Source organism: Bradyrhizobium sp. USDA 223 (genome assembly GCF_044909005.1).
Taxonomy (GTDB): domain Bacteria; phylum Pseudomonadota; class Alphaproteobacteria; order Rhizobiales; family Xanthobacteraceae; genus Bradyrhizobium; species Bradyrhizobium yuanmingense.
Genome location: NZ_JBIYDR010000001.1, coordinates 6,685,644 through 6,697,939, shown reverse-complemented (window position 1 = coordinate 6,697,939; position 12,296 = coordinate 6,685,644). Strand labels below are relative to the sequence as shown.

9 protein-coding genes and 1 pseudogene are annotated in these 12,296 nt (G+C 66.6%); 2 read left to right on the top strand and 8 right to left on the bottom strand.

Annotation, left to right across the window (positions count from 1 at the left end):
- Positions 1 to 51: 51 nt before the first annotated feature.
- Positions 52 to 2,283: an OmpA family protein gene (locus ABIA40_RS31230; RefSeq protein ID WP_404545077.1), complete on the top strand. Its 2,232-nt coding sequence runs from the start codon at positions 52 to 54 to the stop codon at positions 2,281 to 2,283.
- Between the two features lie 50 nt (positions 2,284 to 2,333).
- Here ABIA40_RS31230 and ABIA40_RS31225 read toward each other — a convergent pair whose 3' ends face one another.
- Positions 2,334 to 3,290: a homocysteine S-methyltransferase family protein gene (locus ABIA40_RS31225; protein WP_404545075.1), complete on the bottom strand. Its 957-nt coding sequence runs from the start codon at positions 3,288 to 3,290 to the stop codon at positions 2,334 to 2,336.
- 230 nt (positions 3,291 to 3,520) lie between these two features.
- On the opposite strand from ABIA40_RS31225, the gene ABIA40_RS31220 reads away from it, so the two are divergent.
- Complete coding sequence (locus tag ABIA40_RS31220; protein WP_157285081.1) at positions 3,521 to 4,141, top strand: TetR/AcrR family transcriptional regulator; 621 nt, start codon at positions 3,521 to 3,523, stop codon at positions 4,139 to 4,141.
- A 90-nt stretch (positions 4,142 to 4,231) separates the two neighbouring features.
- Here the strand turns inward: ABIA40_RS31220 and ABIA40_RS31215 are convergent, their stop codons facing one another.
- The 7 genes and pseudogenes from ABIA40_RS31215 to ABIA40_RS31185 form a co-directional block, all read right to left on the bottom strand.
- Positions 4,232 to 5,989 carry an alkaline phosphatase gene (locus ABIA40_RS31215; protein WP_404545072.1) on the bottom strand — a complete coding sequence of 586 codons (1,758 nt, stop codon included), beginning with the start codon at positions 5,987 to 5,989 and terminating at the stop codon, positions 4,232 to 4,234.
- A 116-nt stretch (positions 5,990 to 6,105) separates the two neighbouring features.
- Positions 6,106 to 7,443 carry an argininosuccinate synthase gene (gene argG, locus ABIA40_RS31210; protein ID WP_404545070.1) on the bottom strand — a complete coding sequence of 446 codons (1,338 nt, stop codon included), beginning with the start codon at positions 7,441 to 7,443 and terminating at the stop codon, positions 6,106 to 6,108.
- A 91-nt stretch (positions 7,444 to 7,534) separates the two neighbouring features.
- Entirely contained in the window at positions 7,535 to 8,311 is a 777-nt protein-coding gene (locus tag ABIA40_RS31205) for a phosphatase PAP2 family protein (protein ID WP_404545068.1), read from the bottom strand.
- Between the two features lie 83 nt (positions 8,312 to 8,394).
- Positions 8,395 to 8,889, bottom strand: coding sequence for a hypothetical protein (locus ABIA40_RS31200; protein ID WP_271543106.1), 495 nt, complete (start codon positions 8,887 to 8,889; stop codon positions 8,395 to 8,397).
- 170 nt (positions 8,890 to 9,059) lie between these two features.
- Entirely contained in the window at positions 9,060 to 10,262 is a 1,203-nt protein-coding gene (gene rlmN / locus ABIA40_RS31195; protein WP_404545066.1) for a 23S rRNA (adenine(2503)-C(2))-methyltransferase RlmN, read from the bottom strand.
- Positions 10,263 to 10,419: 157 nt separating this feature from the next.
- Positions 10,420 to 11,089 (bottom strand): annotated as a pseudogene (locus ABIA40_RS31190) (invasion associated locus B family protein).
- 116 nt (positions 11,090 to 11,205) lie between these two features.
- Entirely contained in the window at positions 11,206 to 12,045 is an 840-nt protein-coding gene (locus ABIA40_RS31185; protein WP_404545064.1) for an SDR family oxidoreductase, read from the bottom strand.
- Positions 12,046 to 12,296 lie beyond the last annotated feature (251 nt).

The following is a 12,296-nucleotide window of genomic DNA, read 5'->3' as shown; positions in this document are numbered from 1 at the left end:
AGCCGTTCATCCCGACACTTCGACAAAGAACCTTCCGGGGAAGTTCACCACATGACCAACCTTCGTTTCGTGCTGCTTGCGACGACGGCTTTGACCGCGATGCAATTGGCCAACACCGCATCGCATGCGCAAGACGCTGCGCCGTTCGTCGTCGCTCAGGCCCAGCCGCAGGACGCGGGCCCTGACGGAAGACCGAAGCAGCCGCCGAAGGGACCGCCAGGCGCGGCGCCGCCTGCAGCACCCGCACGCCCCGCGGCTCCGCCGCCGGCGGCTGCACCGCCCCAGCCGCCTGCAGCTCCTCCGCCGGCCGCAGCACCGCCGCGCCCGGCAGCGCCGCCACCACCTCCGCCTCCCCCTGCGGCCCGCCCGGCACCTCCGCCGCCGCCTCCCCCTGCAGCCCGTCCGGCGCCTCCGCCGCCCTCGCCGCCGCCTGCTGCTCCGAAGCAGCCTTCGCCGCCCCCGGCCGCGGCCCCGCAGCAGCAAGCCCCAACACCGCCGCCTCCGGCTGCGCGTCCCGCTGCCCCGCCGCCGCCCCCGCCTGCCGCACGCCCGGCTCCCACGCCGCCCGCACCGCCCCCTGCGGCGGCGCCGCAGCAGCAGGCCCCCACCACACCGCCGCCTGGGGCTCGCCCGACGCCGCCCCCGCCGCCCCCTCCCGCAGCGGCTCCGCCGGCCCGGCCGACTCCCGCGCCTGCGCCCACGGCAACACCGCCTGCTCCGACAGTCGCGCCCCCGGCGCGCCCCGGCGCGCCTGCGCCGGCAGTCACGCCGGCTCCAACGGCGACACCAACACCGACGACGCCACCTGCGCCAACCGCAACGCCGGCTCCCGGCAGCACGCCCGGCGCACCGCCGGCTGGTCGCCCCGGCGCACCTCCGCCCGGCGTACGTCCTGGCGCGCCGCCGCCCCCGGCGGGATCACCCGCACCCGGCGCTACGCCCGCTCCAACGGCAACGCCCGCGCCCGGCAGCACGCCGCCGCCCCCGCCGCCGCCCGGACGTCCGGGGTCGGCAACGCCCGCGCCCGGCGCAACCCCGGCCCCGACAGCGACGCCAGCCCCCGGGCAGCAGGGTGGAACGCCTCCGGCCGGCGCGCCCGCCGCCGGGACTCCGGCTGCGCCGCCGCAGGCTGGTGCGCCCGCCCGGCCGCCGGCACCTCCCGCCGGCGCCGCGGCTCCGACCGTGGTGCCCGGCACGCCCGCCGCAGCGCCGCCGCCCGACCGGGCACAATACAGACCGCCGACGGTCGCGCCGGCTTTCCGCGCCGCGCCGACAGTCGCGACGCCCTTGCCGCCGCCGCCGCGTCCGCAGCAGCGTGACCTGACGCCGCTTGCGATCGGCGCGGGCGTGGTGGCCGGTGCCGTGATCGGCGCCACCATCGCCGATATTCATAGCCAGCGGCGCGAGGTCGTCGAAGGCGGCCGCACCGTCTATACCGAGCCGGACCGCATCATCATCCGCGATCCGGGCGGGCAGGCCTATGTCCGCGGCAACGATCTCTATCGCTTCCGCTACGGCGCCCGCGACATCCGCACCGACACCGTCGGCGGCGAAACCCGCACCGTCGTGATCCGTCCCGACGGCAGCGAGGTGATCACCGTGGTCGGCCCAGACGGCTCGCTGCTGCGTCGTATCCGCAGGGACCCGCGCGGACGCGAGATCGTGATCATCGACAACACCTACCGCGATCCGCGGGCGGTCGGCGGCTTCTACGTCGACGTGCCGCCGCCGGTGGTCAGCATTCCCTATGATCGCTACATCGTCGACGCCCAGGAAGCGCCGCCGCAGGTGATCTACGAAACGATGCGGGCTCCTCCGGTGCAGCGGATCGATCGGCGCTACTCGCTCGACGAGATCCGCTACAGCCCGAATGTTCGCATGCAGATGCCGAGCATCGACGTCAACACGATCACCTTCGAGACGGGATCGTGGACCATTCCGCCGGATCAGGCGGCGCGGCTCCAGGTGATCGCAGAAGGCATCAACCAGGCGATCCAGGCCAATCCGCAGGAGGTGTTCCTGATCGAGGGCCACACCGATGCGGTCGGCAACGAGGTCGACAATCTGTCGCTGTCGGATCGCCGCGCGCAGGCCGCAGCCGAATTGCTGACGCAGCAATTCAGTGTGCCCGCGGAGAACCTGACGTCGCAGGGCTATGGCGAGCAGTATCTGAAGGAGCAGACGCAAGGCTCGAGCCTGATCAACCGGCGCGTCACCGTCCGCCGCATCACGCCGTTGCTCAATGGCGGCCAGGCCAATGCGGCGCCTCCGCCGCGCCAGTAAGACCTTCGCAAGAAGACAATGGCCGGGAGCGATCCCGGCCATTTTTCTTGTCACGCCGTCATCGCTTCCGACGGCAGACATGCCTCGCAAACGGCGGCAACATGCCGGTGATCGGTGCCGCAACAGCCGCCGAGAATGCGCATGCCGGGGAATGCGCGCCTGAGCAAACGGTAGCGGCGGCCGAGATCTTGGGGATCGCCACTGTCCAGCGCCTCCGATTCGTCGAGCTCGGCGTGGCTCTTGACCGATGCATTGGCTCTGATGCCGTGGATGCGCTGAACCCACGCCTCGCCTGCGGCGAGTGCACTCTCGAAGTGAGTTGGGTGCGCGCAATTGATCAGGAAGTATTCGCAGGCACGTTCAGTTGCGTCGTCGACAGCCTCGATCGCCTCGCGCAGCGACTCTCCCCGGACGAGGCGGCCATCGGTTTCGACCGTGAAAGAGATCGCGACCGGAATGTCCTGCCTCTTGGCTGCTCGGACTACGCCCACGGCTTCGTTGATGCTGTTCAGCGTGAATGCAGTCACCATGTCGGCGCCCGCCTCGGCGAAGGCCGCGATCTGGCCTGAGTGGTAGGATTCCGCCTCCGCCGCGTCCATGTTGCCGGCCTTGTAGCCGTCGCCTCGCGGACCGATCGCGCCATTGATGACGCAAGGCGTGGCGGGGGACTCCCAAGCGCCGCGCAATTCGTCGAGGAAGCGGATGGCGCGCATGTTAATGGCCTTAAGCCTGGCCGCATCATAGCCGAGCTTGGCGCCCCAATCAGGGTTGGCGCGCCAGGTCGGACTGTCGAGGACAAAGCCGAGCCCATGCTGCCGCGCGATACGCAGGTAGGCTTCGTAGTACTGCCTCAAATGCGCACGGCCATCCGCGCTGTCGAGCAGCACGAATGCCGCAAAGTGGGGCAGCTCCAGCCCGTGCTGAAAGATGAGAGTTGTTTCCATGCCGCCATCGGTCAGGAAAATGCCGCCGCCGCGCTGCGGCAGACCATGTCTGTATCTGGCCATTGATCGCTCCATGATTTGGACGGGCCGCACTCTTCACTCGGTCGCGCTACGCCCGTGTTCGGTCGCGGCATTTGGTGCCGCATAATGTCGCGTCGCTCTAGAAGCCCCATGGTGCGGCTGAACTTCCACCCGCAAGCGGAGACAAATCAATGATTTGCAGGAGTCACGCGGAGTGGGCCTTGGCCCCAAGGGCCAATTTCTGCACCGTCGGTACAGTTCTGGAGACATCGATGGGAAAGGGCGAAGCGACGCGCGAGCGCATTCTCGAGATCGCGGAAGCGGCGGTGCTCGCAAAGGGCTTCGGCGCCACCTCGATCGAGGAGGTCATTGCCGAGGCCGGACTGACCAAGAGCGGGTTCTTCTATCACTTCAGGGATAAGAACGCGCTCGCACGGGAGATGCTGCGTCGCTACGTGGATACGAATGACCGCCTGTTCGACGAGATCTTCAGGCGCGGACGTGAGCTCTCCGACGACCCGCTGCAGTCGTTCCTGATCTCGCTGAAACTACTCGCCGAAGTCATGGCCGATCTGCCGAACGGCCATCCCGGCTGCCTGATCGCCAGCATCTGCTACCAGGAGCGCTTGTTCGACCGCGACGTTCGCGATCTGACCGCGCAATCGGTCCGGAGCTGGAATGCGCACTTCCGCGAGATTCTCGACGGCATCGCCGCGGTCTATCCGCCCCGCGAGCCGATCGACCTCGACGATCTCGCGGAGATGATCTCGTGCGTGGTCGACGGCGCAATCATCATGTCGAAGACGCTAAACGACCCGAAGCGGCTGGAGCGGCAGATCATGCTCTTCCGCAGCTGCGTGAAGCTGGTCTTCACGCCGCCTCACGCGTCGTGAATTGATAGAACGTGAGCGGACCAGGGCGGCCCGTCCTGCCGCGCTCGCCTGCGGCAGGAATAATTGCGCCCAGGTTGGCAGTCGCCCCCATCATTCTCGCGCAGCCAATCCCAGCGCCTCGGCCATGACACGGAACACTTCGGTATTGTCCATCGAGCCGTGCACGCGCTCGCTCCCCGGGCCCGTCGCCGTGACAATGACGTCCTCGCCCGAATGCACGCTGGCGCCGACCAGCGACGACAGATTGCCGGGGCGCAGCACCGCGCCCGGGACCTCCTTGTATTTCTCGTTGGCCTTGAAGGTGCCGTCGTCGCCGGCCTTGACGGTCGGCTCGTTGGGATTGTCGAGCTTCGGGCGGAACGTCTCATAATGATCGGGCAGGCTCGCCGAGAAGATGGCAAGCCGGCGGCTCACGTCGACGCGTGACGGATAACCTTCCGCATCCGGCGCGGGATAGTTGGGAAATCCGGCCTGATCATAGACCCCGACGCGCTCGCGCAGGGGCACGTTGGGCGTCGTGCCCATGTCGTCGTTCACCGTGCCGACCAGGCTGTTGGGATGATTGTGATCGGCCAGCACCAGGATGAGGGTGTCGTCGCCGCGTGCGCGCGCCCATTCGCGCGTCTGACGCACCGCGTTGTCGAGCATGATCGTGTCGTAGACGGCACGCTCCATGTCGAGCAAATGCGCGTATTTGTCGATCATTCCGGATTCGACCATCAGGAAGAAGCCGGCTTCGTTCTTCGAGAGGATTTTCAACGCCGCCTGCACCTGTTCGGTCAGATCAGGCTGCTCGGGAAATTTCTTGACGCCGCCGCCCTTGAGGAATTTGCGGTCGAGCGCGCCGTCCATGTTGCCGGTGGCGAACAGGCCGAGCAGCTTGCTCGTCTCTTGCTTGGCGGCAGAGGCGCTGAGCTCGCCCGCGGTGGTCGCCACCTGATAGCCGGCATCGCGAAACTTCGCGATGTAGTCGGTCTCGTCCTTGCGCTTGGAGCCGGCAGCCGACTTCGGCAGAAAATTCGCGCTGCCGCCGCCCATCATCACATCCGGCTTTGCCGCGAAGAACTGCTCGACGATGTCGTCGTAGGCGGCGCGCCGGCGGGTGTGCGCGACCATCGCCGCCGGCGTCGCGTCTTCGATCTCGGTATTGGTGACCACACCGATCGCCATGCCGAGCCGCCTTTTGGCAAGGCTGGTGATGGTTTCGACCTTGGGATCGTCGAGCGGGCTCGCGCTGCGGTCGGCATAGACGCCAAGGGCATTGACGGCGCTCTTGTGCCCGGTCGCATAGGCGCTCGCCGAGTTCGCGGAATCCGTGATGATCGAGTCCGAGCCGGCGGTTGCCACCAGCGCCATATGGGGCATGTCGTCGATGGCGAGCTTGCCGCGGCTCTTGCCTTCCGAGATGCCCTTGGACAGAATCCGCGCGGCGACCCGATGCGCCGGCGACATGCCGTCGCCGATGAACAGGATGACGTTCTTCGCCTTGCGCGGGCCGGTGTCGTAAACCGTCCATGTGACGCTGCGCTGGCGCGTGCCGTCGCTCACCTCCACGGCAACGCTGCCCGGCTTGGTCAACGTGACGTCGCGCAGGACCAGGGACGACTGCTCCTTGCCGTCCTCGCGCTCGATGAAGGTTCCGGAGCGGCCGAACGCGGCCGCATAATCCGCGCCGTTCACCGTCACCTTCAACTTGGCGGGATCGACCAGCCCGGGGAGCTCGACCTTGAAGTCGAACTTGGCTCCCGCCAGGATCTCGGCGCGATCGATCGGATAGATCGTCTGCGCCGACGATGATGATGCCCAACAGAGAACAATGAGAGAGGCGAGTGCCGATCCCCTGACCATGTGCGATGCTCCGCAATCCCGTTTCCAACAGAAGTGGAAGCGTAGCGGTCGAGAATGACAGCGTCATTAAGCTCGCAGCCCGGACTTCGCTTCGCTCCATCCGGCTACGGAAAGCCTCAGCCCTTGTCGCTCTCGAGCCGGAAGATCTGCGAACCTTCGCTGCCCGAGAGCAGGCCGGTCTTCGAATAGAGACCGAGCTTGGTGCGGGTGTCGGCGATGTCGAGGTTGCGCATGGTGAGCTGGCCGATGCGGTCGGCCGGCGTGAAGGCCGCGTCCTCGACCTTCTCCATGCTCAGCCGCTCCGGCGCATAGGTGAGGTTGGGACTCTCGGTGTTGAGGATCGAATAATCGTTGCCGCGGCGCAGCTCGAGCGTCACTTCGCCGGTGACGGCGCGGGCGACCCAGCGCTGCGCGGTCTCGCGCAGCATCAACGCCTGCGAATCGAACCAGCGGCCCTGATAGAGCAGACGACCCAGACGCATGCCGCTGATGCGGTACTGCTCGATCGTGTCCTCGTTGTGGATGCCGGTGACGAGGCGCTCATAGGCGATGTGCAGCAGCGCCATGCCGGGCGCTTCATAGATGCCGCGGCTCTTGGCCTCGATGATGCGGTTCTCGATCTGATCGCTCATGCCGAGGCCGTGACGGCCACCGATCGCGTTGGCTTCGAGGAACAGCGCGACGGGATCGGAGAAGGTCTGGCCGTTGAGCGCGGTCGGCTGTCCTTCCTCGAAGCGCACCACGACCTTCTCGGCCTTGACATTGCAGTCCTCGCGCCAGAACGGCACGCCCATGATCGGGTTGACGATCTTGATACCGCTGTCGAGGCTCTCGAGATCCTTCGCCTCGTGCGTGGCGCCGAGCAGATTGCTGTCGGTCGAATACGCCTTCTCCGCGCTCATCTTGTAGGCAAAGCCTTGCGCGGTCATGAACGCAGACATCTCGGCGCGGCCGCCGAGCTCGTCGATGAACTGCTGGTCGAGCCAGGGCTTATAGATCTTCAGGCCGGGATTGGTGAGCAGGCCGTAGCGGTAGAAGCGCTCGATGTCGTTGCCCTTGAAGGTCGAGCCGTCGCCCCAGATGTTGACACCGTCTTCCTTCATCGCTGCGACCAGCATCGTGCCGGTGACGGCGCGCCCGAGCGGCGTGGTGTTGAAATAGGTGATGCCGCCGGTCGAGATATGGAAGGCGCCCGACTGGATCGCGGCAATGCCCTCGTGGACCAGCTGCGTGCGGCAATCGACGAGCCGCGCGTTCTCGGCGCCGAACTCCAGCGCCTTGCGCGGGATCTCGTTGTAGTCGGCTTCATCCGGCTGGCCGAGATTGGCGGTGTAGGCGTAGCAGCGCGCGCCCTTCTGCTTCATCCAGAGCAGCGCCGCAGAGGTGTCGAGGCCGCCCGAAAAAGCGATGCCGACTTTCTCACCCTTGGGCAGGCTTTTCAGGATCGTGGTCATGGGGCTTCCAATCGGGTCTCAAGCTGATGTGACGGGTGCGTTCGACCGCGCGAATATCAAATTTCGCGGGGCTCGGCACCCCTTTAATGGCTCAAACCGAGGGCTCGGGGCCGGTCTTGCGGCCGAACAGGCGCTGCCGGAGCCGGTAAGCGGGCATGTTCAGCCGGGTCAGGGCGGCATCCACCGCTTCGTCCGAGAACCGCGTCCGCGGCCAGCGATAGATCAGCGCGTAGGCGAACCAGATCACGACGAAGGTGACGAGGCCGGCGATCGACACGTCCGTGAAGAAGTGCCCGCCGAAGGCCATGCGCAGGGCGCTGGTGAGCGTGCCGAAGATGACGGCGCCGGCATAGGCGAGCGGCCGCCACGACGGCGGGGCTAGCGCCGCGGGCGCAAGCGTCCAGAAGGCGGTCGCGCCCTCGCCCGAGAAGAACGAGCAGTTGCGCGCGCAGCCGCCGCGGGGATCCCACCACGGCACGAATTGCTGGTCGCCGGCAAATTCCGTCACCACCACCGGCCGCGGCCGGCCCCAATAGGTCTTGAAGGTCAGGTTCGTGAGGATGCCGGCCGACATGATCATGGTCACCAGCAAGAAGATGATCGTGCGTCCCCGCACGATTAGCGGCCGGTCCGGCCGGATCATCTTCACAACAAGCGCCGCGATTGACGGCAGCACGAAGGCCCAGGCGATCCACATCGCCGCATCGCGCGCAAAGCCGGCCCACCCGTTCAGCTTGAGCGGGAACGTCTTGGTGGCGGGATCGAAGAACAGCGATGCGAGCTTGAGGTCGAGCTCGGGATAGAGGCCGAAGACGACGCCGATCACGAGCCACAGCGCCAGGGCAATGAAGAGTCCGGTACGGTTCATGGCGCGCGGTTTAGCGGAGTGGGATGGAGATGAAAACCCCAAGGGAGGTATCCATGCTCCCCTGGAGGGGGAGGATAAGAAACTCACCGCGCATCCGGCCTTGAATTCGATGGCAATGGCGGCGGTGGTTTGCGCGGGGGCGGCGGGATCCGCCAGGCGCCGGCGTTGCGGCCGGCGATCAGCCAATAGACGAAGCCGGCAACGATGCCCGCGCCGGTCATGATCTCCAGGTGACGCCGTACGATGCCTTCGAACTGCAACGTGTCGGAATGGAACGGGACGAGGCCGAGATAGCAGGCGAGCCCGACGAGGCCGCCGCCGACGGCGTAGGCGAGCGCGCTACGGATGTAGAGCGCTTCGGTGATCGCGACGATCACCGCTGCCGGCACCAGGGCAAAGCCGGACACGAAGATGAAGCCGAAGCCGAGCAGGATGTCGATCGTGCCCTGATCGACCGGACCGGCGCCGAGATCGGCGAACTCCGGAAACAGCAGCGCGACGACGACGATCATGCCGCCGACAAAGCAGGCGGCGAGGAAGCCGATGAAGATGACAACGAGGCGGCCGATCAGGGACATGACGAAGAAGTCCCGATTGTCGTCATTGCGAGCCACCGGGTCCGCGCGAAGCGCGGCCCGATGACAGGCTCAGCGAAGCAATCCAGACATACGTCCGCGGAGACAGTCTGGATTGCTTCGTCGCTACGCTCCTCGCAACGACGAGGAGGCGAGAGCACGGGCATGACACACTAATCCGTCATCGCCATGGCGCGCAGCGCCTGGCGCTCGCGCGCCGAGAGCTTTTCCGTCTCCGACTTGAGCTGGCCGCAGGCGGCGAGGATGTCGCGGCCGCGCGGGGTGCGCACCGGCGAGGAATAGCCGGCGTTGAAGATGTATTCGGAGAACTTTTCGATCTGGTCCCAGTCCGAGCATTCATAGGCGGTGCCGGGCCAGGGATTGAATGGGATCAGGTTGATCTTGGCCGGAATGCCCTTGAGCATCTTCACCAGCAGCTTGGCATCGTCGAGCGAATCGTTGACGCCCTTGAGCATCACATATTCGAAGGTGATGCGGCGCGCGTTGGAGGCGCCGGGATAGTCGCGGCAGGCCTGCAGCAGCTCCTTGATCGGATATTTGCGGTTGAGCGGCACCAGCTCGTTGCGCAGCTCGTCGCGCACCGCATGCAGCGAGATCGCGAGCATGACGCCGATCTCCTCGCCGGCGCGCACGATGTTCGGCACCACGCCCGAGGTCGACAGCGTGATGCGGCGGCGGGAGATGCCGATGCCTTCGTTGTCGCCGACGATCAGAAGCGCATCGCGCACCGCGTCGAAATTGTAGAGCGGCTCGCCCATGCCCATCATCACGATGTTGGTGACGCGGCGCGTGCCGTCCTCACGGTCGGCCCAGTCGTTGAGCCGATCGCGCGCGACCATGACCTGGCCGACGATCTCGCCGGCAGTGAGGTTGCGCACCAGGCGCTGTGTGCCGGTGTGGCAGAAGGCGCAATTCAGCGTGCAGCCGACCTGCGAGGAGACGCAGAGCGTGCCGCGGTCGGTCTCGGGGATGTAGACGCACTCGACTTCATGCGCCTTCTGAACATTGTCGCCGCTCGGCAGCCGCAACAGCCATTTGCGGGTACCGTCGTTGGAGATCTGCTCGGCCACGACCTCGGGCCGGTCCACAGTGAAATGTTGGGCGAGCTCGGCGCGGATGCCCTTCGAGATCGAGGTCATCTCGTCGAAGCTCCGGGCGCCGCGGAAATAGAGCCAGTGCCACAGCTGCTGCACGCGCATCTTGCGCTGGGCCGGTGCGACGCCGATCTCGCCGAGGCGATCGGCAAGCTCGGTGCGCGACAGGCCTATCAGCGACGGCTTGGCCGGCGGCACATAGGTTTCGAGCGGGGTCTTCTCCACCAGGAGGCCGTTGTGCGGCTCGGTCGTCGGTTGCATCGGTTGCCTGATATCTCTCGTCATGCCCGGGCTTGTCCCGGGCATCCACGTTCTTTCTCGCCCGTTGCCAGCGCGTGGATGGCCGGGACAAGCCCGGCCATGACGGCTGCACCTTTGGAATACACCTATATAGCAACCGGAACCACCGATTGCGACCTTAACGCCGGCAATCCTGCGCGATCTTGTCGAGCGCCTGGGCGAGGCCCTTCAGCGAGAAGGTGTCGGTCGTCTCGGTACCCTTGGCCGAGACGCCCTTGACGACGAGATCGGCGGATTTGCGCATGGCTTCGACCATCCGCTCCTCCTCGGCCGCGTTCTTGATCCAGAGCCCGTCGGCCCTGCGTGTACATGGCGAAGGAGGCGCCGCCGACCTCGGCGGTCGATTCCGAGCCCGGCTTCAGCGCATAGCCGATCATGACCGAAACTTCGTTGTTGACCTTCTCCGCCGGCCGGGTCGAGACGAAGGCATAAGCGGGATCGCGCGGCCGGTTCGGCGGGTTGGTCTTCGACGATGACGGCTTGGCCAGCGCGAAGCAGACCTTCTTGCCGTTCGGCGTCGCCGAATAGGCACCCCAGGTGCCGAACTGCCCGATCAGGGTCGGCTCCGCGCCCCCCGCAACGGCCGCAGCCGGGGCCGCCGGCTTGCTCTCGGGCTTCGGGGCCGCCTTTGCGTTGGTGTTGGCCGGCGGCGCCGCCGGCTTCGGTGCCGCCTCTTTTGGAGCTGGACTGGACTTGGGCGCCGGTTGCGCCGTCTGCGCCCGCGCAGACACGGTGATTCCCCCGGCCGCCACGCCAGTCATCAAAGCTAAAATCAGCACCCGCCACATGCCGCGTTGGTTCCCTCAATATTGTGACTGGAAGATGGCCCGAGCGCGCTTTGTCCCCGGGCAGGGATAGCCGGGAAAGTTCAATTTGGGAAGGCAGTTAGCGGTATCGGCGGCGGCTAGGCCCTGGATCGGGCGGTGCGTTGCGCGGCCCATTGCGCCTCGGTCCAGCCGAGCAAATCCTCGGCGCCGGAACTGCGCAGATGCGCGCCGCCGTCGATCACCACCATCTCGCCATTGATGTAGGCGGCGCGATCCGAGACCAGGAAGCTGGCGAGATCGGCGAGCTCGCCGTGCTCGCCGGTACGTCCAAGCGGATTGCGCGCGGTCCAGCCTTCGTCACGGCCTTCGGGACGGAGCTGCCCGGTGGCCCCTGCGGTCGGAAACGGGCCCGGCGCGATCGCGACGGTCCGGATGCCCTTCGGGCCCCATTCCACCGCAAGACTCCTGGTCATCGCCAGCAGTGCGGATTTCGCCATCGCCGAGGGAACGGTGAAGGCGCGGCCGGTGATGGTGGAGGTCGAGAGGATCGACAGCACGACACCGCCATGCTTGGCCTCGATCCAGCGCCTGCCGGCGGCGAGCGTGCAATACATCGCGCCATGCAGTGTCGGCGCCAGGATCGCGTCCGCGGCGCGGAAGGAGAGATGCTCGCTCTGTGCGATGAAGGTGGCAGCGGCATTGTTGACGAGGATGTCGAGCGGCGCCTCGCGCCAGATCGTATCCATCATGCCGTCGACCGCCGCACCGTCGCGGATGTCGCAGGCGATGGTCGTGACCGTGCCGCCGGTCTCGTCGCGCATCTCGCGCGCCGTCGCCTCGAGCCGCTCGAGCTTGCGGCCGCAGATCACGAGCTCGGCGCCGAGCGCGAGGAAGCGACGCCCCATTGCAGCGCCGAGACCCGAACCACCACCGGTAATGAGGATGCGCTTGTTCTTGAGCAGGCCTGTTTCAAACATCGTTTGAATCCTTTCTCCGCGGATTTCGCCATTGCGAGCCACCGGGTCCGCGCGAAGCGCGGCCCGATGACAGGCTCAGCGAAGCAATCCAGACTATTTCCGCAGGACGGACTCTGGATTGCTTCGCTGAGCCTGTCATCGGGCCGCGCTTCGCGCGGACCCGGTGGCTCGCAATGACGGAGGATAGGCCGTCGCTGACCCCAGACAAAGAATCCGGATTGTCGCCACTGCCTAAATCCGGCAGAAACGGC

What these genes read in the sequence shown, in the direction of transcription:
- ABIA40_RS31230 (WP_404545077.1), top strand. Translation starts at nt 52, where the DNA reads ATGACCAACCTTCGTTTCGTGCTGCTTGCGACGACGGCTTTGACCGCG.
- ABIA40_RS31225 (WP_404545075.1), bottom strand. Translation starts at nt 3,290, where the DNA reads ATGGCCAGATACAGACATGGTCTGCCGCAGCGCGGCGGCGGCATTTTC.
- ABIA40_RS31220 (WP_157285081.1), top strand. Translation starts at nt 3,521, where the DNA reads ATGGGAAAGGGCGAAGCGACGCGCGAGCGCATTCTCGAGATCGCGGAA.
- ABIA40_RS31215 (WP_404545072.1), bottom strand. Translation starts at nt 5,989, where the DNA reads ATGGTCAGGGGATCGGCACTCGCCTCTCTCATTGTTCTCTGTTGGGCA.
- argG (WP_404545070.1), bottom strand. Translation starts at nt 7,443, where the DNA reads ATGACCACGATCCTGAAAAGCCTGCCCAAGGGTGAGAAAGTCGGCATC.
- ABIA40_RS31205 (WP_404545068.1), bottom strand. Translation starts at nt 8,311, where the DNA reads ATGAACCGTACCGGACTCTTCATTGCCCTGGCGCTGTGGCTCGTGATC.
- ABIA40_RS31200 (WP_271543106.1), bottom strand. Translation starts at nt 8,889, where the DNA reads ATGTCCCTGATCGGCCGCCTCGTTGTCATCTTCATCGGCTTCCTCGCC.
- rlmN (WP_404545066.1), bottom strand. Translation starts at nt 10,262, where the DNA reads ATGCAACCGACGACCGAGCCGCACAACGGCCTCCTGGTGGAGAAGACC.
- ABIA40_RS31185 (WP_404545064.1), bottom strand. Translation starts at nt 12,045, where the DNA reads ATGTTTGAAACAGGCCTGCTCAAGAACAAGCGCATCCTCATTACCGGT.